The organism is Bradyrhizobium sp. ISRA464, assembly GCF_029910095.1.
Lineage (GTDB): Bacteria > Pseudomonadota > Alphaproteobacteria > Rhizobiales > Xanthobacteraceae > Bradyrhizobium.
Genome location: NZ_CP094526.1, coordinates 461374 through 487197 on the forward strand (window position 1 = coordinate 461374; position 25824 = coordinate 487197).

At 64.5% G+C, this 25824-nt stretch carries 21 protein-coding genes and 1 pseudogene; 15 read left to right on the forward strand and 7 right to left on the reverse strand.

Annotation, left to right across the window (positions count from 1 at the left end; all coding sequences use genetic code 11):
* The first annotated feature begins 5 nt into the window (after positions 1 to 5).
* Entirely contained in the window at positions 6 to 1040 is a 1035-nt protein-coding gene (locus MTX19_RS02205; RefSeq protein WP_280982260.1) for an aldo/keto reductase, read from the forward strand.
* On the opposite strand, the gene MTX19_RS02210 is transcribed toward MTX19_RS02205, so the two are convergent.
* Both MTX19_RS02210 and MTX19_RS02215 read right to left on the reverse strand, forming a co-directional pair.
* On the reverse strand, positions 992 to 2176 hold the full coding sequence (locus MTX19_RS02210) for a threonine synthase (protein WP_280982261.1): 1185 nt from the start codon (positions 2174 to 2176) through the stop codon (positions 992 to 994). The two genes, MTX19_RS02205 and MTX19_RS02210, sit on opposite strands and share 49 nt — an antisense overlap.
* Before the next feature lie 31 nt (positions 2177 to 2207).
* Positions 2208 to 4253, reverse strand: coding sequence for an acetoacetate--CoA ligase (locus tag MTX19_RS02215; RefSeq protein WP_280982262.1), 2046 nt, complete (start codon positions 4251 to 4253; stop codon positions 2208 to 2210).
* 187 nt (positions 4254 to 4440) lie between these two features.
* Between MTX19_RS02215 and MTX19_RS02220 the strand changes: the two genes are divergently transcribed.
* Entirely contained in the window at positions 4441 to 5448 is a 1008-nt protein-coding gene (locus MTX19_RS02220) for a glycoside hydrolase family 3 N-terminal domain-containing protein (RefSeq protein ID WP_280982263.1), read from the forward strand.
* Between the two features lie 96 nt (positions 5449 to 5544).
* Positions 5545 to 5727: a hypothetical protein gene (locus MTX19_RS02225; protein ID WP_280982264.1), complete on the forward strand. Its 183-nt coding sequence runs from the start codon at positions 5545 to 5547 to the stop codon at positions 5725 to 5727.
* A gap of 95 nt (positions 5728 to 5822) precedes the next feature.
* Here MTX19_RS02225 and MTX19_RS02230 read toward each other — a convergent pair whose 3' ends face one another.
* Positions 5823 to 6215, reverse strand: coding sequence for a hypothetical protein (locus MTX19_RS02230; RefSeq protein ID WP_280984662.1), 393 nt, complete (start codon positions 6213 to 6215; stop codon positions 5823 to 5825).
* Between the two features lie 534 nt (positions 6216 to 6749).
* Between MTX19_RS02230 and MTX19_RS02235 the strand changes: the two genes are divergently transcribed.
* Complete coding sequence (locus MTX19_RS02235; RefSeq protein ID WP_280982265.1) at positions 6750 to 7298, forward strand: LuxR family transcriptional regulator; 549 nt, start codon at positions 6750 to 6752, stop codon at positions 7296 to 7298.
* Positions 7299 to 7408: 110 nt separating this feature from the next.
* Here MTX19_RS02235 and MTX19_RS02240 read toward each other — a convergent pair whose 3' ends face one another.
* From MTX19_RS02240 to MTX19_RS02250, 3 genes are all read right to left on the reverse strand, one after another.
* On the reverse strand, positions 7409 to 7657 hold the full coding sequence (locus MTX19_RS02240) for a hypothetical protein (RefSeq protein WP_280982266.1): 249 nt from the start codon (positions 7655 to 7657) through the stop codon (positions 7409 to 7411).
* Between the two features lie 90 nt (positions 7658 to 7747).
* Positions 7748 to 8470 carry a Crp/Fnr family transcriptional regulator gene (locus MTX19_RS02245; RefSeq protein ID WP_280982267.1) on the reverse strand — a complete coding sequence of 241 codons (723 nt, stop codon included), beginning with the start codon at positions 8468 to 8470 and terminating at the stop codon, positions 7748 to 7750.
* A gap of 158 nt (positions 8471 to 8628) precedes the next feature.
* Positions 8629 to 9339, reverse strand: a complete 711-nt coding sequence (locus MTX19_RS02250; RefSeq protein WP_280982268.1) for a Crp/Fnr family transcriptional regulator — start codon at positions 9337 to 9339, stop codon at positions 8629 to 8631.
* Between the two features lie 531 nt (positions 9340 to 9870).
* On the opposite strand from MTX19_RS02250, the gene MTX19_RS02255 reads away from it, so the two are divergent.
* From MTX19_RS02255 to MTX19_RS02285, 7 genes are all read left to right on the forward strand, one after another.
* On the forward strand, positions 9871 to 11469 hold the full coding sequence (locus MTX19_RS02255) for a flagellin (RefSeq protein ID WP_280985819.1): 1599 nt from the start codon (positions 9871 to 9873) through the stop codon (positions 11467 to 11469).
* A 377-nt stretch (positions 11470 to 11846) separates the two neighbouring features.
* Entirely contained in the window at positions 11847 to 14555 is a 2709-nt protein-coding gene (locus tag MTX19_RS02260) for a hybrid sensor histidine kinase/response regulator (protein ID WP_280980905.1), read from the forward strand.
* A 23-nt stretch (positions 14556 to 14578) separates the two neighbouring features.
* A complete protein-coding gene (locus MTX19_RS02265; protein WP_280985820.1) occupies positions 14579 to 15052 on the forward strand; it encodes a chemotaxis protein CheW in 474 nt (157 codons plus the stop codon).
* Between the two features lie 44 nt (positions 15053 to 15096).
* Positions 15097 to 15486 (forward strand): response regulator, encoded by a 390-nt coding sequence (locus MTX19_RS02270; protein ID WP_280982271.1) that lies wholly within the window; start codon positions 15097 to 15099, stop codon positions 15484 to 15486.
* A gap of 36 nt (positions 15487 to 15522) precedes the next feature.
* Positions 15523 to 16392 carry a protein-glutamate O-methyltransferase CheR gene (locus MTX19_RS02275; RefSeq protein ID WP_280985821.1) on the forward strand — a complete coding sequence of 290 codons (870 nt, stop codon included), beginning with the start codon at positions 15523 to 15525 and terminating at the stop codon, positions 16390 to 16392.
* 2 nt (positions 16393 to 16394) lie between these two features.
* Positions 16395 to 16715, forward strand: coding sequence for a PilZ domain-containing protein (locus MTX19_RS02280; RefSeq protein WP_280982272.1), 321 nt, complete (start codon positions 16395 to 16397; stop codon positions 16713 to 16715).
* A gap of 602 nt (positions 16716 to 17317) precedes the next feature.
* The gene (locus MTX19_RS02285; RefSeq protein ID WP_280975045.1) at positions 17318 to 17953 is read left to right on the forward strand and encodes a response regulator; all 636 of its coding nucleotides are present in this window, start codon (positions 17318 to 17320) and stop codon (positions 17951 to 17953) included.
* Between the two features lie 193 nt (positions 17954 to 18146).
* Here the strand turns inward: MTX19_RS02285 and MTX19_RS02290 are convergent, their stop codons facing one another.
* Complete coding sequence (locus tag MTX19_RS02290) at positions 18147 to 21329, reverse strand: PAS domain S-box protein (protein ID WP_348638377.1); 3183 nt, start codon at positions 21327 to 21329, stop codon at positions 18147 to 18149.
* 257 nt (positions 21330 to 21586) lie between these two features.
* Between MTX19_RS02290 and araD the strand changes: the two genes are divergently transcribed.
* From araD to MTX19_RS02310, 4 genes and pseudogenes are all read left to right on the forward strand, one after another.
* Positions 21587 to 23326, forward strand: a complete 1740-nt coding sequence (araD, locus tag MTX19_RS02295; RefSeq protein ID WP_280982273.1) for an L-arabinonate dehydratase — start codon at positions 21587 to 21589, stop codon at positions 23324 to 23326.
* Positions 23327 to 23451: 125 nt separating this feature from the next.
* The gene (locus MTX19_RS02300) at positions 23452 to 24171 is read left to right on the forward strand and encodes a ribonuclease activity regulator RraA (RefSeq protein ID WP_280982274.1); all 720 of its coding nucleotides are present in this window, start codon (positions 23452 to 23454) and stop codon (positions 24169 to 24171) included.
* Between the two features lie 245 nt (positions 24172 to 24416).
* Positions 24417 to 25639 (forward strand): annotated as a pseudogene (locus tag MTX19_RS02305) (IS701 family transposase).
* Entirely contained in the window at positions 25636 to 25791 is a 156-nt protein-coding gene (locus MTX19_RS02310; protein WP_280978692.1) for a hypothetical protein, read from the forward strand. Before MTX19_RS02305 ends, MTX19_RS02310 begins: the two are co-directional and overlap by 4 nt.
* The last annotated feature ends 33 nt before the right edge of the window (positions 25792 to 25824 follow it).

Genomic DNA, 25824 nt, shown 5'->3' on the forward strand with positions numbered 1-25824 from the left:
CAATCATGGAATATCGCAATCTCGGCGCCTCCGGTCTGAAAGTGCCGGTGCTCAGCTTCGGTACCGGCACGTTCGGCGGGCAGGGACCGCTATTCTCGGCATGGGGGCGGAGCGGTGTCGACGAGGCACGCCGGTTGATCGACGTCTGCCTCGACGCCGGCGTCAACCTGTTCGACACGGCCGACGTCTATTCCAACGGCGCGTCGGAAGAGATTCTCGGCGCCGCGATCAAGGGGCGCCGCGACAAGGTGCTGATCTCCACCAAAACCGGCCTGCCTATGGGCGACGGTCCGTCTGATGCCGGCACGTCGCGCCATCGGCTCGTCGCCGCGGTCGACGCGGCCCTGCGGCGGCTGGGCACCGACTATATCGACCTGCTGCAACTCCATGCGTTCGATGCCTTCACGCCGATCGACGAGGTGCTGTCGACGCTCGATGCGCTCGTACGCGCCGGCAAGCTGCGTTATGTCGGCGCCTCGAATTTTTCCGGCTGGCAGTTGATGAAATCGCTTGCGTTTTCCGAGCGGCACGGCTGGCCGCGTTACGCGGCGCATCAGGTCTATTATTCGCTGGTCGGCCGTGACTATGAGTGGGAGTTGATGCCGCTCGCGCTTGACCAGCATGTTGGCGCGCTGGTCTGGAGCCCGCTGGGCTGGGGCCGGCTCACCGGCAAGATCAGGCGTGGCCATCCGCTGCCGAAGCAAAGTCGCCTGCACGAGACTGCGCAGTTCGGACCGCCCGTCGACGACAAGCAGCTCTACGCGATCGTCGACGCGCTGGACGCGGTGGCCGCTGAGACCGGACGCAGCGTGCCGCAGATCGCCATCGCCTGGCTGCTCACACGTCCCAGCGTGTCCTCGGTGATCATCGGCGCGCGCGACGAAGCGCAGCTCCGCGACAATCTCGGTGCGGTCGGGTGGTCGCTGACACCGGATCAGATCGCGCGTCTCGACAAAGCGAGCGCAGTGATGCCGAGCTATCCGTACTATCCTTATCGCATCCAGGAGGGCTTTGCGCGGCTGAATCCGCCGCCGGTGTAAGCCTGGCTCGCTTCCAGAATCTCGGTGATCAATCCGGCGGCCTTGATTCCGGTCCCGGTGATGATGACGACAGTACGCTCGGCCGGACGGATCGCGCCGCGCTCCTTGAGCACGTCGAGCGCGGCGGCAGCAGAGGCCGAGGTCGGCTCGACGAAGAGGCCGGTGCGCGCCAGCCGCTTCAACGCGTCGATGATCCTTTTCTCGGGGATAGCGACCGTGCCGCCACCCGTCTCCCGGAGCGCCGCGATGATCTGCTTCAGGCGCAGCGGATGCTTGATGGCGGTGCCCTCGGCAATGGTCTTGCGCACCTCGCGATTGACAGGCGTGTCGAGGCCGGCGGCAAAGCTGGCATCGACCGGCGAGCAGTTGAGCGGTTGCGCGGCGAACAGGCGCGGCAGGCGCGTGATCTGTCCGGCCGCGAGCAGCTCCTTAAATCCGATGTAGCAGCCGAGCATGCTGTTGCCCGCGCCGACCGGCATGATGACGTTGTCGGGCACCGAGTAGTTGAAGTCTTCCCAGATCTCGTAGGCCAGCGACTTCGTGCCCTGGAGGAAGAACGGCTGCCAGTTGTGACTGGAATAGAAGGTCCGCTTCGACTGCCGGATCGCTTCCGCCTCGGATTCCTCGCGCGGGCCTTCCACCAGCTGGACCTCGGCGCCGAAGGCGTGCATCTGCGCCACCTTCATCGGCGACGTCGTGGCGGGCGCGAGAATCTTGACCCGCATCCCGCCGGCAGCGCCATACGCTGAGACGGACGCACCGCCATTGCCGGAACTGTCCTCCAGCACCGCATCGACGCCGAGCTGACGCAGGAAGGATAGCATCACCGTGGTGCCGCGATCCTTGAAGCTCGCAGTCGGATTGAACCATTCGAGCTTGAAGTGAGGGCGCAGCTCGCTCCACTCCTTTTCGACGACAGGCGTGCAGCCTTCGCCCATCGTGATCGGTTGCTTGATATCGACGGGCAGCGAGGCCCGGTAACGCCACAGCGACCGCGTGCCGCGATCGATGTCGTCGCGGGAGATGCCGGGCAGCGGCGTCACCAGCAGCGGCTTGCCCTCGTCCGAGCACCAGCGCGGCACATCCAGCGAATAGAGTTTTCCGTTGAGCGGGTCGATATAGCTGGGTGACGGCATGTCATTGGATCCTGAATGCGGGCGTCATGCCTCACGCCGCGCCGGTCTGCTTGATCAGATAGGTCCTTGCAAAGTCGAGATACCAATCCAGGCAGCCTGGATTGGCCATCGCGTCCTTGTTGATGACCTTCTCCAGGGGGTGGCCGAGCAGCAGCTTCTTGATCGGCAGCTCCTGCTTCTTGCCCGACAGTGTGCGCGGAATTTCAGCCACCGCGAAAATGTCGTTGGGCAGGAAGCGGCGCGACAGTCCGGCTTCGACCGCCTTGTTGATCCTGGCCTTCATCGCAGTATCCAGCGCAATGCCCTCGCGCAGCACCACGAACAGCGGCATGTAGCTGTCGCGGCCGAGATATTCGAGGTCGACGACCATGGAATCGAGCACCTCGGGCAGCGCCTCGATCGCGGAATAGAGCTCACTGGTGCCCATCCGCAGACCGTGGCGGTTGATGGTAGCGTCGCTGCGGCCGTAGATCACGCAGGAGCCGTCAGGATTGATCTTGAGCCAGTCGCCGTGGCGCCACACTGGCCCGCGGCCGCTCCCGTCGAAATTGTCCGGATAGGTCTCGAAATAGCTGGCGCGATAGCGCGCATCGCCCGGATCGTTCCAGAACCGCAGCGGCATCGACGGCAGCGGCTCGGTGCAGACAAGCTCGCCGACCTCGTCGATCACGGCGCGGCCCTGCTCGTCGAAGGCTTCCACCGCGCAGCCGAGCAGGCGGCACTGCATCGTGCCCGGCGTCTGCGGCAGCTCACGGTTGCCGCCGATGAAGGCGCCGGCGAAATCGGTGCCGCCGGAGATGTTCGCCCACCACATGTCGGCCTGCGCGGCGTTGCCGTTGATATTCGCGAGCGTGGCGAAGCGGTCGTTGAACCAGGCTTGCGTGTCGGCACTGAGCGGCGATCCGGTCGAGCCCAAGGTACGCAACTGCGAGAGGTCGCCGACTTCCGCGAGATCGATCTCCGCCTTGGTGCAGTTGGCGAAGAATGCCGCGCCCGCGCCGAAGAACGTCGCCTTGGCGTTTGCGACGAAGCGCCACAGCGTGGTCCAGTCCGGCTTGTCCTTGGAGCCGCCCGGGCTGCCGTCGAAGATGCAGCAGGTGGTGCCGTTGAGCAGGCCGTTGGTCTGGCAGTTCCACATGATCCAGCCGGTCGAGCTGTACCAATGGAAGCGTTCGCCGAACGAGTTCTGTTGGTAGCTGCAGCCGATGTCGTTGTGCAGCGTCGAGAGCGGCAGCGCCACCACGATCACGCCGCCATGGCTGTGCAGGATCGGCTTCGGCAATCCGGTCGTGCCCGAGGAATAGACGATCCAGAGCGGATGGTCGAACGGCAGCCATTCCGGCTCGAACGCGTCGATCTCGGCGCTTTGGCCTGCGAGGATGGACGACAGCTGCGTGTCGGAGGCGGCCGTCTCGCTATGCAGGATGACATGCTGCACCGTCGGCAGCGCGCGCCGCAATTCGTCGATGACCGGCCGCCGGTCATGGCGCCGGCCGGCATAGGTCACGGCATCGCAGGCGATCAGCACCTTCGGCTCGATCTGCTTGAAGCGGTCGATCACCGCAGGCGCCGCCATGTCGGGCGCGCAGACGCTCCAGATCGCACCCAGGCTCGCGGTCGCGAGAAACGCGATGATGGTCTCCGGGATGTTCGGCAGGTAGGCCGCGACGCGATCGCCGCTTCGCACGCCGTTGGCCTCCAGATGCAAGGCCAGCGCGGCCGCCTTGCGCCGGAGCTCCGGCCAGCTCGTCTCCATAAGCTTGCCGTCTTCGCCGCTCGAGACGAGGGCCGGCAGCCCCGCGGCATGCGCCGGCTCGACATGGCGAAACACCTGCCGCGCATAGTTCACCGAGGCGCCGGGAAACCACATCGCGCCTGGCATCTTGCGGCTCGCGAGCACGGCCGCGTGCGGCGTCGGCGATTGGATGTCGAAATAGTCCCAGATGCTTTGCCAGAAGCCGTCGATGTCGGTGACCGACCAGCGCCGCATCTCCTCGAAATTCGTAAACTCAAGGCCGCGGGTCTGTTTCAGCCATTGGCGGTAAAGGGCCATTTGCGGGACGTAAGGTGCTGTCATGGGCGATTCCGGGTTTTCTTGTCGTGCCTTGCTGCCGTATCTTGGCGTTCGCGGCGGCCGCGTGCGGCATCTCTAACATAGGCGTGCAAGCGCGGGGAACGCAGTTCCGGCGGCAGGCGCGCCAGCATATTCTTACCGCTATTTCAGCATGCTATGCGGGACCTGATTCAGTGCGCAGGGCCAGCACATGCAGATGTCCGTCGGCGAACTCTTTATCCTCGGCTTCTATGGCAAGGTCATCCCCGCCTGGCTGAAGGATTTTGCCATGCGCTTCGGGCTCGGCGGGGTGATCCTGTTCGATTACTCCTGCCAGACCCGGCAATACGACAACAACATCGCTTCGCCCGCGCAACTGCAGGCGCTGTGCGCCGAGATCGCGTCGCTGCCCTCACGCCCGCTGGTCTTCATCGATCAGGAGGGCGGGCTGGTGCGCCGACTCAAGGAGAGCCTCGGCTTTCAGCCGCTACCGAGCGCGAAGGATTTCAATCTGCTCGCCACCGAGGAGAAGCGCAAAATCCTGGCCGCAAGCTATGGCGAATTGCGCCGGCTTGGCGTCAGCTACAATTTTGCGCCGGTGATCGATGTCGACTACAACCCTGACAATCCGAATATCGGCCGGATCAAGCGCTCCTACTCGGCCGACATCGCCGAGGTCGAGGCCAATGCGCGTCTTGTCGACGCTGCGGCGCGGCAGGCCCGGGTCGGCCTCTGCCTGAAGCATTTTCCTGGGATCGGCGGCGCAAAGGTCGATTCGCATCTGGAGTTCATGGACATTTCCGATGCGCTGCGGCCGGAGCAGGAGGAGCTGTTCTATGCGCTGGCGCCGCAGACCCATGGCGATGCCGTGCTGGTCAGCCACGCGATCGTCCGGCCGTGGGACACCCGCAATCCAATGACGTTGTCATCCGTCGGGATCGACCGGCTGCGTCGGCGCCTGCCCGAGACGCTGCTGATCACCGACGACATGCAGATGCAAGGATTACAGATGGCGCTTGGCACGCACGCCGCCAGCCTGCAGGCGATCGGCGCCGGCATGGACATGGTCTGCATCGGCAACAATCTGTTCGATCAGGAGCAGGAGATGGCCGCCATCGCCGAGGCGATCGTGGCGCGGATCGCTGAGGGCACGCTCGATCAGCCCAGCATCGGGCAGTCCATTGAGCGGGTGCGACAGCGCAAGGCACTGCTCGCCTGACTGTGCGCCAGCGAAATTCAGCGGGGGCACGGCGAGGAGCGGAACCAATCTTCCTGACCGCGATTTAACGTAGACGCTCATCGGGGCTCAACAACCATGAAGATGCTCAAGCGTCTCTTCGGATTGACTTGGCTACGCCGTGTCGCGCGCAAATCGGCCGATTTCCCGCCTGCTTCCATCGATCCAGACGAATTCACGCGCCTGCTTTGCAGCGGGCGCACCGAGGATCTGCGGATTCTGGCCAGGAAGCTCAGCCAACCCTCGCGGGCGCACGCATAGCGGACGGGTCGCGCCCGGCCGTGGACGCCGGCTCTGATCGATCAGGGCTGGCGAACCCGGCGCGCGGCCGTCTGCAGTCGAGCGGAGAAATCGCCTCACTTCGCCTTTTCGTGATTGGCCATCCCGACCGCCTTGTAGTCATAGGTCGGATAGAACTCGGTGTGATAGGCGCCCCAGGCATTGTTCTCGATGACGCGGTTGACCTCGCGCAGCCGTGATGCGGGCAGCCGCAGCGTTACCACTTGGCCAATTCCCATCATCACGTACCAGCTCACGACCTCGATGCCTTCCGGCGGAAACGCCTTGTAGAAGCCCTGCCGCTCGAGCTGGGCGTTCAATTCGCTCAACGGCCGCGACTGGTCATGCTTGAAGAAGATGGTGACCATGACAGCGTTGTCGGGCGTCGGCGTCGCATTGCCGGTCGGCGGGGTCTGGGCTTGCACATCGGCCCCCAATACCAGTGCGGCGGTCAGCGCGACCATCGCCATCCAGGATCCGTTTCGTCCTCGCATCGTCGCTGCCTCCTTGCTGGGGTCTTGCGGGCTATCCGAGGTGGCGGATCATCGCGGCGGCCCCGTGGTGAGGCTGTAAATTGACAATCGCCTGACCCGGTTCCTCCGGCCTGCCACGGCCCTCTCGCGCGCTGCATCGTACGGAGACCCCGCCCCGAATGCGGAGCGACGCGATCCGCATCACGGCACGAATCGCGGCCGGATCGAACGTCGGATGCGGCGATCGGGTCTTTCGGAAAGGTAAAAGCGGGTCCGTGAAACTACCGCGGTTGAGGCAGGCGTCGTCCCGTAAAAATATTGTAATTCGACTCAAATATGCGAGATTCGTTGCCAATCGGCGGTGATCTGCCTCTGCTTGGCCTGCCGGAACCGTAGATCACAGTTGCATCGTCCGTATTTCTACGGGGTTCCGCGTTAACGCAGACACAAGTTCACCTTCGGTAAACCATACTTATGACGCAACACGACAATCGAGCCGAGGCCCGCCTCCCGACATGGATCGACGAGGCCATGCCGCTCGAGACCCCGCCGCTTGAGACCCAGAAGGTCGCCCCGCGAGCGCAGGTCACGGAGGAGGCTGGGGCCGCGATCGTCCGCCAGTTCAATGGACCCGTGACGGCGCTGCTGCTCTATATGAATGAGCTCAAGCAGCACAGCCATCAGTTCGCGCAGACACCCGGCAACGGCATTTACTTGCGGCAGGTCATCGAGAACGCACTCGAGCAGACCGAACGCGTGTCGGCGATGCTGAAGCAGATCTCCGATCTCTATCCGAATGCCGTGCCGGCCGCCGACTTCAAGCCGCTCCGCGCTGACAAGCCGATACGATCCTGTTCGCCCGAGGTGATGTTCGCGCCGGAGGCCGGCCGTAAGCCCTTGACGAAGCGCGAGCGCGAAGTGCTCAGCCTGATCAGCGACGGCTATTCCAACAAGCAGGGCGCGCTGCGCATGAACATCAGCCCGCGGACGTTCGAGAGCCACCGCGCCGAAGCCATGCGCAAGCTCGGTGCGCGCAACACCGCCGACCTCGTCCGCAAGGCTCTGCTGTACACCGCCTGAGCGCCTTCGCCGCCACAGGTGGCGGCGAGAAACGGCTCGCATGCTCCGGGCTGCGCGTGCACACCGGCTGTCTTGCCGGAGACCGCCGCGGCGTGGCGGCGACTGGTGTCTCAGAGATAATCCTCTGCCGGAATGTGCATACGCGGCGTCGGCCGCGTCTTCGGCGCCGCGGCCGTCCGCTCTTCCGGAATGATCGTGATCACCCACATCGTCCCGACGTCACCCTTGCCTTCGACAATCGACCGCACGCGGCCGGTGATCGTCGCGCCGCCGAAGTGAACGGTGGCGGATCTGCCGCTGAACTGCGCAATACGGAGACGCCTGGCTTCCTTGTGGTCGGTCGTTTGATACGTGAACATCGGCTCCCCCGCGCGTCCACGCACTGTGTGGATTCAATGTTATCCGACGGTGAAAATCGTGAGCCGTAGAAGTACGGCGTCGCGAGACGGTCACTTGTTGAAAGTCTCCTGACCATGGAGCAGCTGCGCGTACCGGGTCTTGACCGTGGCGTAGCACTCGCACGTGGTCTTGATCAGCCCGTCGAGATTGATGATCTCGATGTGACCGCGGCTGTAGTGGATGAAGTTCGCCTGCTGCAAGGTGTGGGCTACCAGCGACACGCTGTTGCGTCGGGCGCCGATCATCTGCGCTATCGATTCCTGCGTCAGGACGAACTTGTTGCTGCAGGCGAGATCGCGCGTTTGCAGCAGGCATCGCGCCAGCCGCGACTCCACGGTGTGGGCAGCGTTGCAGCCGGCAGTCTGCTGGATCTGCGCGTAGACGGCGAGCCCGTGCCGCGTCAGCGCTGCGCGAAATGTCGGGCTCAGCCCGGCCGCCTTCCGCAAGGCCTCGACCTCGATCGTCGAGGCGACGCCCGGCACCAGCACCACCGCGCTGTTCAGCGTGGGAGCCTCGCCGAGCCCGGCGAACGCACCGAAGATGCTGTCGCGGCCGACCATCGCGACCTGCACGTGCTCGCCTCGGGCGAGCTTGACCACCAGCGAGATCACGCCCTTGTGCGGCAGATATGCGCGCTTGAGCATCTCGTCGGCTTCGATCAGCACCGTATCCGCAACCAGGTCGACGGTTTGCAGGTGCCGCCGGATCAATTCGAAATCGTTCGCCGACAGTGACGACAGGAAACCGTTAGGTGATCGCGAAGCCGTATCCAAAGCAACCTCCAGCCTGCCGGCAAAGCTTGTCTCTGGCACCGACGCGCGCAGTCGTACGCGCCCGCAACCTATCTTGGCACGTCTTGAGTTTAATAAAAATAGGTCTATTGCCGCATACTGTTGACCGCTGCGTCTGGGCTCGTTGCTCGCTCGCGCGATCAATCCTCGGACCCAACCCATTGCGCGGCATACGCCTTGACCGTCGCGTAGCACTCGCAGGCAGCCTTCTGCAAACCGTTGACATCGGTGATTTCGATATGTCCGCGGCTATAGCGGAGGACGCCGGCCTGCTGAAATCCATGCGCGACGATCGAGACGGCATTGCGCCGGACACCGATCATCTGCGCCAGCATCTCCTGGGTCAGCGGCAACGCCTCGCTGCCGCACAGGTCGCGTGCGCGCAGCAGCCATCGCGACAGTCGCGCCTCGACCGGATGCGACACGTTGCACGCCACGGACTGCTGCGCCTGTGCCATCAACGCCTGCTCATGGAGAGCGACCAGGGTTCGAAACGCGACTCCGCGCTCGGCCGCCTCGCGGAAATCCTCCGCCCGCAGCATCGAAGCCGTCCCCGGGACCGCGACGATCGCGTCCGTGAGCAGCGGGCGGCTGTGAAGCGCGGCGACCGCTCCAACGACGCCGTCGCGGCCGATCGTCGCGATCTCGACCGACTGTCCGTCGGACAAATTGACCATCAGCGAAATGATGCCGCCGTGCGGGAGATAGACCCGCTGCACCGGCGTGCCGGCGTTGGCTAGCACAGCGTCCTTGGTCAGTTCGACGGTTTCGAGAAGCGGGTGGAGTTGCGCGAACTCTGCCGCAGGCAGCGCTTGCAACAAACGATTGGGCGGACGCGTTACCGCAGACATTGGATCTCCTGCCGAGGGCGGGAGCACTACGGTCTCACATCACCTACTCTTGGCGTTTGGAACGGCAGCGAACATAGCCGGCCTGCGCAATTTTGCACAAGAGTTGCGGTACTCACTTTATACACCTAGACGGTAGAAAGTTGCGATTGGCTCGCGTTTTGCGCGAAGAGCGCATGCCTACGGCTGGCGAACGGTTTCGCCATTTCCGTGGCATTGTTGATTTTCTGTTAACGCCGTCGCTTGTCCCAACGACACGAGTCCGATCGCACTTCGATCGATCGGTCGAATGGCGCGAAAGCCCGCACGCTGTACGCAATCTTTGGTGACTTGGCGTGCGTTCGGGCGCCGCTTGAACGCCCCTATATCGCAGGGCACAGGTTCCCCATGGACTGACCTCGCGAGCGCTCTTCTGGGTATTAGTACGGAGGAGCTCTTTAACGAACGGGTAGCGCGGACGGGCCAGTGTCACACGGTCGCCGTGTGAAACTTGCGGCGTCGCGTCAATCGTGCTCATCCAGAAGGGTATCCAGTATGTCCGGCATCGTCCTTTCGGCTTCGGTCCGCCAGAATCTGCTTTCGCTGCAGTCGACCGCCGATCTGCTCGCCACCACGCAGAACCGCCTTGCCACCGGCAAGAAGGTCAACACTGCGCTCGACAATCCGACCAACTTCTTCACGGCGCAGTCGCTCGACAACCGCGCCAGCGACATCAACAACCTGCTCGACGGCATCAGCAACGGCGTGCAGGTGCTGCAGGCCGCCAACACCGGCATCACCTCGCTGCAGAAGCTGGTCGACAGCGCCAAGTCGGTCGCCAACCAGGCGCTGCAGGCCGCCGTCGGCTATTCCCAGAAGTCTTCGGTGTCGACCGCCGCGATCACCGGCGCGACTGCTGACAACCTCCTCGGCACAACCACCTACAGCAACGCCCAGCTTACCGGCTCCGTCGTCAACAACAACTTGTCGACGCCCGCTGCGATCACGTCGGCCACCAAGCTCGTCAGCGCGGCCAACTCCGACACCTTGGCGGCGACGCCGACCGGCGTCCTCACCGTGAACGGCAAGACGATCACGTTCTCGACGGCGCAGACCACCTCGACCACCGACGCGTCCGGCAACGTCACCCTCGGCACCGGTGCGGGCAGCACGCTGACCGTCGGCGACCTGCTCACGGCGATCGACGGCATCACGGGTGCGGCCACCGCCTCCTCCGTGTCGGGCGGCAAGCTCCAGATCAGCACCGGCACCGCCCAGGATCTCGTGATCTCCGGCACCGGCACCTCGCTGACCGCCTTCGGCCTGACCGCCGGCACCACCGCGCGCACCGCGAGCACCCCGCTGGGTGGCCTGATCCTGACGATCGGCGCGACCGGCAACGGCACCGCCACCAACATCACCTTCGGCACCGGCGCGGGCCAGGTGAAGTCCCTCAACGACCTGAACACCGCGCTTGCGGCCAACAACCTGCAGGCCTCGCTCAGCTCGGCCGGTGCGCTCACCATCAGCACCACCAACGATGCCGCCTCCGCGACCATCGGCACGATCGGCGGCACGGCAGCCGGCGCCGGCAAGCTGTTCAACGGCCTGGCGGGCAGCGCCCCGGTGCAGGATCCGACCGCGCTGGCCAACCGTGCCAACCTGGTCGACCAGTACAACAACATCCTGGACCAGATTACCACGACGGCCCAGGACGCGTCGTACAACGGCATCAACCTGCTCAACGGCGATCAGCTCAAGTTGACCTTCAACGAGACGGGCTCCTCGACGCTGAAGATCCAGGGCGTGACCTTCAATGCCACAGGTCTCAACCTCACCAAGCTGACAGCCGGAACCGACTTCCTGGACAACGCTTCGGCCAACGCCACGCTGAAGACGCTCAACACCGCGAGCGGCCAGCTGCGGACCCAGGCGTCGACCCTCGGCTCGAACCTGTCGATCGTGCAGATCCGTCAGGACTTCTCGAAGAACCTGATCAACGTGCTGCAGACCGGCTCGTCCAACCTGACGCTGGCCGACACCAACGAGGAAGCGGCGAACAGCCAGGCGCTGTCGACCCGCCAGTCGATCGCGGTGTCCGCGCTGGCGCTGGCCAACCAGTCGCAGCAGAGCGTTCTGCAGCTGCTCCGCTAAGCGCTGCCGCGACAGGCATCGATATGAAGGCGGCGGAGAAAACTCCGCCGCCTTTGTCTTGCGCGCCTTCCACCTGGAGCGCGGTGCGCGATCGCGCCGACGTGCGCGTGTCGCGTCATGGCATGCTGCGGCCAGGCTTAACAGCCGCTTGTTGCAATTTGATTCAATTCGCGGCGCTCGCCGGACGTTGTTCTACCTGCGCGAGTAGTAAGTGTCTGTTCTTTCGAGCGCGGCCGAGGCCGCAGAATGCATCTCCCAACTCCTTGAAATGCCTCATGGTCCGTATTTGCACGGACAGCAAAATTAACGTCGCCGTGAAGTTGGCGAGGTTATCGATAGGCGGCGACCATTCCGTAGCACTTTGAGGGCCGATTCCGATGGACGATTTGTTGCGCGAGTTCCTGACGGAGAGCAGCGAGAGCCTGGACACGGTCGACAACCAGCTGGTGCAGTTCGAGCAGGATCCGAACAACGCCAAGATCCTGGATAACATCTTCCGCCTGGTGCACACGATCAAGGGGACCTGCGGCTTCCTCGGGCTGCCGCGGCTGGAAGCGCTGGCGCATGCCGGCGAGACCTTGATGGGCAAGTTCCGCGACGGCATGCCGGTGACCGCCGAGGCGGTGACGCTGATCCTGTCCTCGATCGACCGCATCAAGGAGATTTTGGCCGGGCTCGAGGCCACCGAGGCCGAGCCCGCCGGCACCGACCGCGACCTGATCGATCAGCTGGAAGCCATGGTCGAGCGCGGCATGGCGGCGATGGCAGATGAGGCGGCGGTGCCGGTGGTCGAGGCGCCGCCGATGCAGCCGGCGGTGACCGCGGGCACGCTGGTGGCGCAGACGCTGGAGCGGCCGCTGCGTCCGGGCGAGGTCTCGCTCGACGAGCTCGAGCGCGCCTTCCGCGAGACCGCAACCGAGGTGGCGGTGCCGGCGCCCGTGGCCAGGCCCGCCGCGGCGCCTGCGGTTGAAGCCGCCGAGGCCGCGAAGAAGCCGGCGCGCAGGACCGCGGCCGCCGAGGCCGAGGTCGAGGGCGGCGACAAGATCGCCCACCAGTCGATCCGGGTCAATGTCGACACCCTCGAGCACCTGATGACCATGGTCTCCGAGCTGGTGTTGACCCGCAACCAGCTCTTGGAGATCTCGCGCCGCAACGAGGACACCGAGTTCAAGGTGCCGCTGCAGCGGCTCTCCAACGTCACCGCCGAGCTGCAGGAGGGCGTCATGAAGACGCGGATGCAGCCGATCGGCAACGCCTGGCAGAAGCTGCCGCGCATCGTCCGCGACCTCTCCGGCGAACTCGGCAAGCAGATCGAACTCGAGATGCACGGCGCCGACACCGAGCTCGACCGCCAGGTGCTCGACCTGATCAAGGACCCGTTGACGCACATGGTGCGCAACTCCGCCGACCACGGCCTGGAGACCCCGGCCGAGCGGGCAGCGGCCGGCAAGGGCGAGCAGGGCACGATTCGCCTCTCTGCCTATCACGAGGGCGGCCACATCATCATCTGCATCGCCGACAATGGGCGCGGCCTCCACACCGAGCGGATCAAGGCCAAGGCGCTCTCGAACGGCCTCGTCACCGAGGCCGAACTCGAGAAGATGACGGAAGCGCAGATCCACAAGTTCATCTTCGCGCCGGGCTTCTCCACCGCCGCGCAGGTCACCTCGGTGTCCGGCCGCGGCGTCGGCATGGACGTGGTGCGCACCAATATCGACCAGATCGGCGGCACCATCGACATCAAGAGCGTGGCCGGCGAGGGCGCCTCCGTCACCATCAAGATCCCGCTGACTTTGGCGATCGTCTCCGCTTTGATCGTGGAGGCCGGCGGCGACCGCTTCGCGATCCCGCAGCTCTCGGTGGTCGAGCTGGTGCGGGCCCGCGCCAACTCCGAGCACCGCATCGAGCGCATCAAGGACACCGCGGTCTTGCGGCTGCGCAACAAGCTGCTGCCGCTGATCCATCTCAAGAAGCTGCTCAACATCGACGACGGCGCGACCACCGAGGCCGAGCACGGCTTCATCGTGGTGACCCAGGTCGGCAGCCAGACCTTCGGCATCGTGGTCGACGGCGTGTTCCACACCGAGGAGATCGTGGTCAAGCCGATGTCGACCAAGCTGCGCCACATCGACATGTTCTCCGGCAACACCATTTTGGGCGATGGCGCGGTGATCATGATCATCGACCCCAACGGCATTGCCAAAGCGCTCGGCGCCTCCGGCTCGGCGGCCCATGCCGTGGCCGACGACAGTGCCGCTTCGCATGCCTTAAGCGGCGAGCAGCTGACCTCGCTCTTGGTGTTCCGCGCCGGCACCAGCCAGCCCAAGGCGGTGCCGCTCGGCCTCGTCACCCGGCTCGAGGAGATCGCCACCGACAAGATCGAGCTCAGTAACGGCCGCCACATGGTGCAGTACCGCGAGCAGCTGATGCCGCTGGTGCAGATGAAAGGCGTCCAGGTGCAGACGCAGGGCGCGCAGCCGATCCTGGTGTTCGCCGACGACGGCCGCTCGATGGGGCTCGTGGTCGACGAGATCATCGACATCGTCGAGGAGCGGCTCAACATCGAGGTCGCGGGCGCGCAGGACGGCATTTTGGGCTCGGCGGTGATCAAGGGCCAGGCCACCGAGGTGATCGACGTCGGCCACTTCCTGCCGATGGCGTTTGCCGACTGGTTCTCGCGCAAGGAGATGCGGCCGTCGGCCAGCGCGCAGTCGGTGCTGCTGGTCGACGACTCCGCGTTCTTCCGCAACATGCTGGCGCCGGTCCTGAAGGCCGCCGGCTACAAGGTGCGGACCGCGCCAAATGCGCAGGAGGGGCTCGCCGCGCTGCGCTCGGGGCAGGCCTTCGACGTCGTGCTGACCGACATCGAGATGCCCGAGATGAACGGCTTCGAGTTCGCCGAGAGCATCCGCTCTGACCACAATCTGACCGGGCTGCCGATCATCGCGCTGTCGGCGATGGTGTCGCCGGCGGCGATCGAGCGCGGCCGGCAGGCCGGCTTCCACGATTACGTCGCCAAGTTCGACCGTCCCGGGCTGATCGCGGCGCTGAAGGAGCAGACCGCCGAGATCCGGAAAGCGGCCTGACGGGACCCAGGGAAACAGGAGCGATGACCAGCAAGAGCGAAGCGAGCGAAGGCATCATGGCCGAATACATCACCGCCGTGATCGGCGGGCAGCTGTTCGGGCTGCCGATCTCGCGGGTGCAGGACGTGTTCATGCCGGAGCGGCTGACGCGGGTGCCGCTGTCGTCGGCGGAGATCGCCGGCGTGCTCAACCTGCGCGGCCGCATCGTCACCGTGGTCGACATGCGCGCCCGGCTCGGCCTGCCCCGGGCCGGCGACGGCAAGGCGATGATGGCGGTCGGCGTCGACCTGCGCGGCGAATCCTACGGGCTGCTGATCGACCAGATCGGCGAGGTCCTGCGGCTGCCCGAGGCGGGCCGCGAGGACAACCCGGTCAACCTCGATCCCCGCATGGCCAAGCTCGCCGGCGGCGTCCACCGTCTCGACGGCCAGCTCATGGTCGTCCTCGATGTCGATCGCGTGCTCGAATTGATGCCAGACGCCAAGGCTGCTGCGTAATACGCTGGCCGCGAAGACGGCTGGTTCAACAAGGAGGCAAACACATGAAGACATGTCTTGTTGTCGACGATTCCGGCGTGGTGCGGAAGATCGCACGCCGCATCCTCGAAGGAATGGATTTCACTGTTATCGAGGCCGAGGACGGCGAGAAGGCGCTCGAGGCCTGCAAACGCGGAATGCCGGACGCGGTGCTGCTCGACTGGAACATGCCCGTGATGGACGGCTTCGAATTCCTGGTGCAGCTCCGCCGGATGCCCGACGGCGATGCACCGAAAGTGGTGTTCTGCACCACCGAGAACGGCATCGATCACATCTCGCGTGCGCTGCATGCCGGCGCCAACGAGTACATCATGAAGCCGTTCGACAAGGACATCGTCACCGCGAAGTTCCAGGAAGTCGGACTGCTTGCACTCGATCTGCCCACCGAAGCCTGACGCCAGTTTCATCTTTTTTGCCCTTGCGAGGCTCCAGTGACGCCCCCCGACTATGAGTATCTGCGTAAGCTCCTGAAGGATCATTCAGGGCTCGACCTGTCCGCAGACAAGCAGTACCTGATCGAAAGCCGCCTGCTTCCGCTGGCGCGCAAGTCCGGTTTGTCCGGCATCCCTGACCTGGTGACGAAGATCAAGGGCGGTTCGTCCTCGCTCGTCGTCCAGGTGGTCGAAGCCATGACCACCAACGAGACCTTCTTCTTTCGCGACAAGGTGCCGTTCGATCACTTCCGCAACACGATCATGCCGGAGCTCCTGAAGGCGCGTGCCGCACGCAGGAGCGTCCGGATCTGGTGCGCCGCGGGATCGACGGGTCAGGAGCCCTATTCGCTGGCGATGTGCCTGAAGGAGATGGGCGCAGTACTGGCGGGTTGGCGGGTCGAGATCATCGCGACCGACCTGTCGCAGGAGGTGCTGGAGAAATCGAAGGCCGGCATTTACAGCCAGTTCGAGGTGCAGCGCGGACTGCCGATCCAGATGCTGGTCAAGTACTTCAAGCAATCGGGCGAGTTCTGGCAGATCAATCCTGAGTTGCGCACGATGGTGCAGCACCGCCAGCTCAACCTGCTGCACGATTTTTCCCAGCTCGGCGCCTTCGATGTGATCTTCTGTCGCAACGTGCTGATCTATTTCGATCAGGACACCAAGATCAACGTCTTCAACCGCCTCGCCAGATCGATGGAGGCCGACGGCTTCCTGGTGCTGGGCGCCGCCGAAACCGTGGTCGGCCTGACGGACGGATTCAAGCCGTTCCCCGAACGGCGCGGCCTGTATCGGCCGAGCGGCGCGCGGACGTCGGCGGCAGGAGCCGTCCTGCCGAGGGTCGCCGCCATGGCAGCGAGGCTTTGACCATGACGGAAGATGGCAAACTCGTCGAACGCGTCACGTTCAGCAGGGGCTTTGATGTCTGCATCATGGCCATCGACGGCACCTGGCGGCGCGACTGCCGGCTCGACGCCATCTCCGACACGGACGCAGCCCTCACAGTGGAAGGTTCCATTCAGGGGCTCAATCTAAAGGAGTTTTTCCTGCTGCTGTCGTCGACCGGGCTCGCCTATCGCCGTTGCGAACTGATCCGTGTCAACGGCACCGAACTGGACGTCGGCTTCCTCAAGGGCAAGCCGAGCAAGAAGCGATCAGCCTCCGGCGAAGCCGTCCGGGTCGGGGCCTGACCTAGCCCGCGCGTTCCGTCAAATCTGCCATCATCCCGAACTGAGCGCGGAACAGATCGCGATCTTATGTGTTGGAGCGCCAATGGCGCAATCTGCGTGACAGCCGTCCGCCGCGGCGCGGTCGTTTCCGGACCGGCGGATGAGTTCAGGATGCGTGTCGGGGTCTCGGAGTCGAGCAGCCGACCAAGCGCGGCACCGAGGCCAACGTCACAGGCTTTCAAGGCAGTGGATGCGACCATATAGCGTGGCATAACATCGTCCAGGACGAAGATGTTGCTGGCGGCGTCCTGCTCGGCGAGCAGGGCTTCACGCGCAATCACGGACTCGATCAGCCGTAGGCTCGCCTGGACGTGCCCGATCAGACGCAACCAGGTCCGCCACAATCATGTTGTAGGGATCATTGCCTTCGTCCGAGCACGCCGCAACGTTATCCGCCGCTGCATTTCTCATGCATGTTTCTCCACGACCTCCACTTTTAGGGAATGCGGTGCTACTTGTGCGTTAAGCGGACGTCCCGTACAAATACGGGTCCATTGATCGATACGGTCGAGAGATATCTTGTGGGGCTAAGCACCACGCTTCACCACTGATGGACGATGCACATGGCTGAGAATGGCGTTCCCCGCGGGGAGATTTTCGTAGTCGACGACGATCCTGCCGTTCGCGAGACGCTTTCCGTGGTTCTGTCGACAGCCGGTTACAAGGTGATCTGTTTTGCGGACGGCGCCGCGCTGCTTTCCGTTGCGCGAAGCAGGACGCCGGCGTGCATCCTGCTCGACGTGCACATTCCCGGCAAATCGGGTCTCGACATCCTGAAGGAACTGCACGGCGAGGACTATCCGGCGCCGATCTTCATGATCTCGGGGCAGGGCGATATCGCGATGGCGGTCAGCGCCATCAAGAACGGCGCGCTGGATTTCATCGAGAAGCCGTTCCGCGGCAACGAGATCGTCGCCCGGTTGAATGAAGCGATCGAGGCCTACACAAGGCGCCGCACCGAGACTTCGGCGTCGCGCATCGCCTCGCTGCATTTTCCGGGGCGCGAGCCGCTGACCCGCCGCGAGCGCGAGGTGCTCGAGCAGTTCACTTCAGGCGCGTCCAACAAGGAGGCCGGACGTCATCTCGGCATCAGTCCGCGCACCATCGAGGATCACCGCGCCAACATCATGAAGAAGCTCGGGGCGCGCAACGCCGCCGACCTCGTCCGCATCGTGATGACGGCACAGCGCCAAGCCTGATTTCCGCGCAACCTTCGAGAATTGCCGCGCTGATTGAAGCAGAGCCGGCATCCGCGAGCTCACATCCATAGCGCGATGAGATTAGGTTGAATCGTCATCGCGCTTTAGCTCTTTGTTTGAGCATGATCTCCGCGCAAACGCGTTCCGCGTTTGTCGCGAGGGAGAACCGCTTCACACTTTTCCGGATCATGCTCTAATCGGCGAGCGCCTTGCGGATCATCGCCGCGAGTTCCGACTTGCGATAGGGCTTGGGTAGCAGCAGCACGCCTTCGTCCAAGCGCCCGTGATGGATGATCGCATTCTCGGTGTAGCCCGAGGTGTAGAGGACCTTGAGGTCGGGCCTCATCCTGAAAATCCGTTCGGCAAGCTGGCGGCCGTTGAGCCCGGGCATGATCACGTCGGTGAACAGCAGATCGAAGGGCTTGCGGGCCTCGACGATCGCGAGCGCTTCATTGGCATTCGCGGCCTCCAGCGTGACATAGCCGAGACCGTGCAGTTGTGCGAGCACGTAGTCGCGGACCAGCTTGTCGTCCTCGACCACCAGGATCGTCTCGTGGCCGCCCTCGAATTCCAGCGCCGCCGCCTCCTCGGCCGCGACCCCCGTGCCGGAAGCCGCCGGAAGATACATGCGGATCGTCGTTCCGTATCCGTGCTCGCTGTAGATCTTGATGTGCCCGGCGGACTGCTTGACGAAGCCGTAGACCATGCTGAGGCCGAGCCCGGTGCCCTTGCCGGGGCCCTTCGAGGTGAAGAAGGGATCGAACACCTTGTCGAGCATGTCGGCGGCAATTCCCGTCCCCGTATCGCTCACTGCGATCATGGCATAGGGACCGGGCCGCACATCGCCATGCGAGCCGGCATAGCTCTCGTCGAGCACGACGGATGCCGTCTCGATCGTGAGCCGGCCGCCCTGCGGCATGGCATCGCGGGCGTTGAGCGCGAGGTTGAGCAGGGCGTTGGCGAGCCGATTGGGATCGACGACCGCCAGGCACGTCTCGTCCTCGAAGGCCGACTGGATCTCGACCTGCTCGCCCAGCGTCCGGCGCAGCAGCTTGGTGGTGTCGATGATCAGTGCGTTGACGTCGATCTCGCGCGGCTCGAGCGGCTGCTTGCGGGCGAACGCCAGCAGTTGCTGGGTGAGATCGGCGCCGCGCGACGCGGCCTCGTCGATCATCCGCGTGATCGCCGCGAGCTGCGGCTGGTCCTTTACGGCGTCGGCCAGGATCTCGATCGTCCCGGTGACGACGGTGAGGATATTGTTGAAGTCGTGCGCGATGCCGCCGGTGAGCTGGCCGACCGCTTCCATCTTCTCCGACTGCCGGATCCGATCCTCGGCGGCGATCTTTTCGGTGAGATCGCGGATGAAGCCGTTGAACACGAATCCATCGCGGGTCTTCAGTGCCGAGATGCTCAGCTCGGCGGTGAATTCGCTGCCGTCACGGCGCCGGATCTGCGCCTCGCGGCGGGGTTGGCGCACCCGTTCGCCGCCGGAGCTCAGGAATCCGGCGAGCGCCGTCCTGAGCGGGCCGTCCGGCCGGCCCATCAGGTCGAAGACGTTGCGGCCGATCGCCTCCTCGCGGGTCCAGCCGAAGATCGTCTCCGCCTGGGTATTCCAGTCGCGGATGATGCCGAACTGGTTGATCTGCACGAAGGCGTCGAGCGAGCCGTCGATGATGCCCCTCGCGAGCTGCGCGCTCTCGCGCAGGCTTTCCTCGGACTTGCGGCTCTCGGTCATGTCGTACGCCGACTTGACGATGCCGATAATGGCGCCCGACAGCGCCTTGATCGGCGCGGTCGAGAGCGACACGTCGACCGTGCTGCCGTCCTTGCGCAGGCGCACGGTCTCGCTTTCCTCGATCCGTTCACCGCGGCGGATCCCGCGAATGATATCGTCGATCTCGGTGCGCCGGTCCGGGGGCACGATCAGGGAGATATGTCGGCCGACCGCCTCGTCGGCGCTGTAGCCATAGAGCCGCTCGGCAGCCGGGTTCCAGCCGGTGATGATCCCCTCGAGCGACATCGTGATGATGGCGTCGTTCGAGGATTCGACAGCCGATGCGAACAGGTACTCGCGCTCGGCATGGTGGTCGCGCGCCGCCTCGGTGCGGCGATGCTCGGCGGCCTCGCGCTCGAGCGCCACCGTCTTGGCGTTGGCCTCGTCCATCACGCGGACGAAAGCGCGCGCCAGCACGCCGGTCTCGCCGCCGGCGTCGACCGGAATCGCCGCGGTGCCCTTTTCGCCGACGCGCTCGACGGCGGCGGTCAGTCGCGTGATCGGCCGGGTCAGCGATCGCGCGATCAGCCAGGCCAGGACGCCCGCGCCGAGCACCGCCAGCAGGCCGACCTGGATCGAACTGTTGCGGATCGCCATCGCTGGCGCCATGAAAACGGTATTGGGAACGGCTTCGATCACCGCGATCCATTGATGTCGGGCCAGCGTGGCCGGCGCGAGCGCGATCCCGATCCATTGTCCGGCGGGATCGCTGCTCATGGTCGAGGTGCTTTGCGTGGCTCCGCTCGCGGCTGACAGCGCAGGCATGTCGCGCTGCCAACTCGCCGGCCGGCCAAGCTGGGCGCCGAATTCGCGGCTGCGGCCAGGGTTCACGAGATAATTGCCGCTCGCGTCGACCACATAGGCCTGTTCGCCGGGCCGCACCGAGGCGCGAACGCGCTCGAGCACCGGCCGCATGTCGATATTGACGATGACGATCCCGAACGGCTTGCCGTCAGGCGCCGCGACCGGCTTGGCGACCATCATGGTCGGCGCCGGCGGCGTGTCGATGACGCCAGCCTCCTCGTTGAGGCGGATTGGAGAGACGTAGATGCCGTCGGCTCCCAGATTGATCGTGTCGCGGAAATAGGCGGCGTCGCCGACCTGCTTCAACTCCGCCTGCGGCACGATGCGGGCGGTACCGTTCGGACCGGAGCGGTCGACACGGACGAGTTCGCGATGACCGTCCGCAACTCCGATGAAGCGGAGTGAATAGGCGGGCTTCAGCGCCATCTGCACGGCGAGCCGGCCTTCCAGGCGCTCGCGCCACACCGCCTCCGTGGTGCGGTCGACAGGATCGATCCCGCCATTGAGCCGCGCGCGCATCAAGCCGTCGACGGCGGCGAGGTTATGGAACGTCGTGATGTCGGCGGGCGCGCTCTGGACGTACGCCTCGAGGGCAGCCGCGGCGAAGCGCGATTGCGCCTCGATCCGGTCGAGGACCCGCGGGATCAGGGCCTGCTCGAGGCTGCGATAGCTCAGCCATCCGACCGCGGAAACCGCGATCGCTACGAGCGCGATCATTGCGATGGCGAGTCTGCTGGTCAGCGTCATCGGCGCGGTCGCAGCTTTCCGCTTGTCCGGGCGCGCGAGGTGATGGGCCACCCGATACTCATGCGAATCCGCGGCCGGTTGCACTGCCGTTCCCCGCGCCCGGATGTGTGCTCTCGCCCGCCTCGAACTGTTCCTGCAGGCGAAGGATCCGCTTGACCGTCATGTTCAGTGAAGTCCGCCTCCTGATCGACGGGCTAGGACACCCCAGCCAAATTCGAGTATATGCACCGCGACCGATTTATAAGCCCTTTCCGGCAACCGAAACACTAGCCTATGCAGGCGACCTCGACAGATATGGGGCCCCGATCATGACGCAAAAGAACAAGACCCCCGGCCAACTGCGCAGCGCCCGCTGGTTCGCGCCCGACGATTTGCGCGCCTTCGGCCATCGCTCCCGCGCGATGCAGATGGGCTACGCGCCGGAGGAGTGGCGAGACCGGCCGGTGATCGCGATCATCAACACCTGGTCGGACGCGCAGCCCTGCCACATGCACTTCAAGAGCCGGGTCGACGACGTCAAGCGCGGCGTGCTGATGGCCGGCGGGTTTCCGCTGGAGCTGCCGGCGCTGTCGCTGTCGGAATCGCTGTTGAAGCCGACCACGATGCTCTACCGCAACATGCTGGCGATGGATGCCGAGGAGCTGCTGCGCGGCCACCCCGTCGATGGTGTGGTGCTGATGGGCGGTTGCGACAAGACCACGCCGGCGCTGCTGCTCGGCGCCACCAGTATGAATCTGCCCGCGATCTATCTGCCGGCCGGCCCGATGCTGCGCGGCAACTGGAAGGGCCGCACGTTGGGTTCCGGATCAGACGCCTGGAAATACTGGGACGAGCGCCGCGCCGGCAAGATCTCCGACAAGGACTGGGTCGACATGGAGGCCGGCATCGCCCGCAGCTACGGCACCTGCATGACCATGGGCACGGCCTCGACCATGACCGCGATCGCAGAGGCCATCGGCATGACGCTGCCGGGCGCGTCGTCGATCCCCGCAGCCGACGCCAACCACATCCGCATGAGCTCGGAGGCGGGCCGCCGCATCGTCGAGATGGTGTGGGAGGATCTCACCCCGCAGACAATCCAGACGCGAAGCGCATTCGAGAACGCGATCACGGTCGCTATGGCGATGGGCTGCTCGACCAACGCCATCATCCATCTGATCGCGCAGGCGCGCCGCGCCGGGCAGGACATCTCCCTCGAGGATTTCGAGAAGGCGAGCCGCACGGTGCCGGTGATCGCCAATGTGCGGCCGAGCGGCAACCGCTATCTGATGGAGGATTTCTTCTATGCCGGCGGGCTGCCCGGTCTGATGAGCCGGATCAAGGACCACCTGCATCTCGACTGCATGACCGTGTCGGGCAAGACTCTCGGCGAGAACATCGCTCACGCCGAGGTCTACAACGACGACGTCATCCGCACCGTGGCGAACCCGATCTACAAGGAGGGCGCGCTCGCGGTCTTGAAGGGCAATCTTGCGCCCGATGGCTGCGTGATCAAGCCGAGTGCCTGCGATCCGCGTTTCCTCAAGCACACCGGGCCGGCGCTGGTGTTCGACGACTATCCGTCGATGAAGAAGGCGGTCGACGATCCCGATCTCGACGTCACCGCGGACCACGTGATGATCCTGCGCAATGCGGGCCCGCAGGGTGGGCCGGGCATGCCGGAATGGGGCATGCTGCCGATCCCGACAAAGCTCGTGAAGCAGGGCGTGCGCGACATGGTGCGGCTGTCGGATGCGCGGATGAGCGGCACCAGCTATGGCGCCTGCATCCTGCATGTCTCGCCGGAATCCTATATCGGCGGCCCGCTGGCGCTGGTGAGGAACGGCGACCTGATCACGCTCGATGTCGCTGCGCGCACCATCAATCTCGATGTGCCGGAGGCGGAGCTGGCGAAACGCCGCGCGGAATGGAAGCAGCCGGAAAGGCGCTTCGAGCGCGGCTATGGCTGGATGTTCTCCAAACACATCAAGCAGGCCAATGAGGGCTGCGATTTCGATTTCCTCGAAACCGGCTTTGGCAAGCCGGTGGGCGAGCCGTCGATTTACTAGAGGCCGTCGTTGCAAGGCACTCGCGTCGGCGAACAAGCTATGATGCGCAATTGCGCACCTGAAAATTTCGAGGTTCCGGGGTTCACGTTTCGCGTGCCCCGGAACGACAACTGGGACCAAGCACCATGTCAAAACTCAGCGACACCACCCGCAACAAGCTGAAATCCGTCTCCACCGCCACGGTGGCGACCGCGCTGTTCAAGCGCGGCTTCCGCATCCAAGCCATCCAGGACGTCCACCCCTTGAGCCCCAGTCAGCCGACCATGGTCGGCGAAGCCTTCACGCTGCGCTACATGCCAGCGCGGGAGGACCTCAACAAGATCGATGTGTTCCGCGACCGCTCGCATCCGCAGCGCAAGGCGATCGAGGATTGCCCGGCCGGCAGCGTGCTGGTGATGGACAGCCGCAAGGACGCGCGCGCCGCATCCGCCGGCGCGATCCTGGTGACGCGGCTGATGAAGCGCGGCTGTGCCGGCGTCGTCACCGACGGCGGTTTTCGTGACGCGGCCGAGATCGCCAGACTCGGTTTCCCCGCGTTCCACCACCGGCCGAGTGCGCCGACCAATCTGACGCTGCACCAGGCGATCGAGATCAACGTTCCGATCGGCTGCGGCGACGCGCCGGTGTTTCCCGGCGACGTGATCCTCGGCGACAGCGACGGCGTCATCGTGATCCCCGCGCATCTCGCCGACGAGATCGCCGATGAGACCTTCGAGATGACCGCATTCGAGGATTTCGTGACCGAGGAAGTCCACAAGGGCCGCGGCATTTTCGGGCTCTATCCGGCGACCGACGAGCAGACGCTGAAGGATTTCGCGGTCTGGCGGAAGGCGAAGGGAAGGTAGCTGTCGTTACGCACTTCGCCGTCGTCCTGGCGAAAGCCAGGGGACCCATAACCACAGGGACGAGTTTGGCGAAGGCCGGCAATGATCTATCGTCCCGCGGTACACGCACCGCGCGTCATTGATGGATCACGCGGTATGGGTCCTGGCTTTCGCCAGGACGACGGTAGGGAGGCGGGCGCAAGGTAGATTGCTGCTCTTAGCATTACAGTTGCATCTTCCTGAAGGTTCTGAATCTATGGGCGACCATGATTCGGGATCTGATGATTGGTGGCGCGTCGGTTGAGGATACGCTGACGCTGTGGGCTTCGTCGTTGCGAGATGCCAAGCAACGCATCCGTCCGCTGTTTACGCAAGAGCGGGTCGCGGCCTCGGCGGGGCAATTTCTCGACGGACTGTTGGGCAACGAGCCGCGCAAGACGGGTTGGATGCGGGCGGAAGCGGCTGGCGATCCAGGCCCGTGGCGCCAGCAGGCGATTCTGGGTCGGGGGCAGTGGGATGCCGACGCGCTGCGCGATATTGTACGTGAGTACGCGCTGGAAACGCTGGGTGACGAGGACGCGGTTCTGGTCATCGATGAGACCGGCTTTTTGAAACAGGGCAAGGCCTCGTGTGGGGTCGCGCGCCAGTACACTGGCTCGGCGGGCAAGATCACCAATTGCCAGATCGGAGTGTTTGCCTCCTATGTGTCGCGGCATGGCCATGCCTTCATCGATCGGGCGCTCTACCTGCCAAAGGAATGGACGGACGAACCCGCTCGCCTGAAGGCCGCACATGTCCCGAGCGATGTGAGCTTTGCGACGAAGCCCCGGATCGCGCATCAAATGATCGCTCGCGCGATCGCCGCAAAGGTGCCGTTCTCGTTCGTAGCAGCGGACAGCGTGTATGGCACGGGAGCGATCGAAACCCTGCTGCGCAAGGCGGGCAAAGGCTTGTTCTGGGGGTTGCTTCCAATCACGTGTTCTATTCCTGGGGCAAGCAGCAGCCTGTCGCCGGCACTGCCTCTACGATCGCGCAGAGCCTTCCCAAGAAGGCCTGGCGCCGCCTGCCGTCCGGCGAAGGAACCAAAGGTCCGCGCTGGCACGACTGGGCCTATCTTGAGCTGGCCGATCTCGACGCCGGCGAATACAACGACGACCTTGCCGGGGAATGGACCCGAGGTCTTCTGATCCGCCGCAATATTGCCGACAACAGCTTAGCCTTCTTCTCCACATGGTGCCCCAAGGGCACGTCCATGCAGAAGCTGGTATCCGTGGAAGGCCATCGCTGGGCCATCGAAGACAGCTTCGAAACCGCCAAGAACGAGCTCGGTCTTGATCACAACGAAACCCGCTCCTGGCATGGCTGGCATCGCCATGTCTCACTGGTCATGCTTGCCTTCGCCACGATGGCCGTCATCCGTCATCGGGCCAACACCGGAGCATTGCTTAAAAAAACGCGACCGCGGCCCCGACCGAAGCATCGTTCTTGATCCGCTGGTCGATCCAGGAAATCCGCCGCATCGCCATGAAGCTCGCCCAGCGGCGCATCCCGCATGCCCACATCCTCGCATGGTCATCCTGGCGCAGGGCTCATCAAGCCAACGCGCGCAAAGCGCATCTCAAGCAAAAATTACAACTGTAATGTTAGCCCGGATTTCGCTTCGCTCCATCCGGG

Excerpts from the sequence above, each read along its gene's own strand:
- MTX19_RS02265 (WP_280985820.1), top strand. The coding sequence starts at position 14,579 with ATGACCAGCAAGAGCGAAGCGAGCGAAGGCATCATGGCCGAATACATC.
- araD (WP_280982273.1), top strand. The coding sequence starts at position 21,587 with ATGACGCAAAAGAACAAGACCCCCGGCCAACTGCGCAGCGCCCGCTGG.
- MTX19_RS02235 (WP_280982265.1), top strand. The coding sequence starts at position 6,750 with ATGCCGCTCGAGACCCCGCCGCTTGAGACCCAGAAGGTCGCCCCGCGA.
- MTX19_RS02255 (WP_280985819.1), top strand. The coding sequence starts at position 9,871 with ATGTCCGGCATCGTCCTTTCGGCTTCGGTCCGCCAGAATCTGCTTTCG.
- MTX19_RS02205 (WP_280982260.1), top strand. The coding sequence starts at position 6 with ATGGAATATCGCAATCTCGGCGCCTCCGGTCTGAAAGTGCCGGTGCTC.
- MTX19_RS02285 (WP_280975045.1), top strand. The coding sequence starts at position 17,318 with ATGGCTGAGAATGGCGTTCCCCGCGGGGAGATTTTCGTAGTCGACGAC.
- MTX19_RS02250 (WP_280982268.1), bottom strand. The coding sequence starts at position 9,339 with ATGTCTGCGGTAACGCGTCCGCCCAATCGTTTGTTGCAAGCGCTGCCT.
- MTX19_RS02225 (WP_280982264.1), top strand. The coding sequence starts at position 5,545 with ATGAAGATGCTCAAGCGTCTCTTCGGATTGACTTGGCTACGCCGTGTC.
- MTX19_RS02270 (WP_280982271.1), top strand. The coding sequence starts at position 15,097 with ATGAAGACATGTCTTGTTGTCGACGATTCCGGCGTGGTGCGGAAGATC.
- MTX19_RS02300 (WP_280982274.1), top strand. The coding sequence starts at position 23,452 with ATGTCAAAACTCAGCGACACCACCCGCAACAAGCTGAAATCCGTCTCC.
- MTX19_RS02215 (WP_280982262.1), bottom strand. The coding sequence starts at position 4,253 with ATGACAGCACCTTACGTCCCGCAAATGGCCCTTTACCGCCAATGGCTG.
- MTX19_RS02220 (WP_280982263.1), top strand. The coding sequence starts at position 4,441 with ATGCAGATGTCCGTCGGCGAACTCTTTATCCTCGGCTTCTATGGCAAG.
- MTX19_RS02240 (WP_280982266.1), bottom strand. The coding sequence starts at position 7,657 with ATGTTCACGTATCAAACGACCGACCACAAGGAAGCCAGGCGTCTCCGT.
- MTX19_RS02210 (WP_280982261.1), bottom strand. The coding sequence starts at position 2,176 with ATGCCGTCACCCAGCTATATCGACCCGCTCAACGGAAAACTCTATTCG.
- MTX19_RS02280 (WP_280982272.1), top strand. The coding sequence starts at position 16,395 with ATGACGGAAGATGGCAAACTCGTCGAACGCGTCACGTTCAGCAGGGGC.
- MTX19_RS02230 (WP_280984662.1), bottom strand. The coding sequence starts at position 6,215 with ATGGCGATGGTCGCGCTGACCGCCGCACTGGTATTGGGGGCCGATGTG.
- MTX19_RS02260 (WP_280980905.1), top strand. The coding sequence starts at position 11,847 with ATGGACGATTTGTTGCGCGAGTTCCTGACGGAGAGCAGCGAGAGCCTG.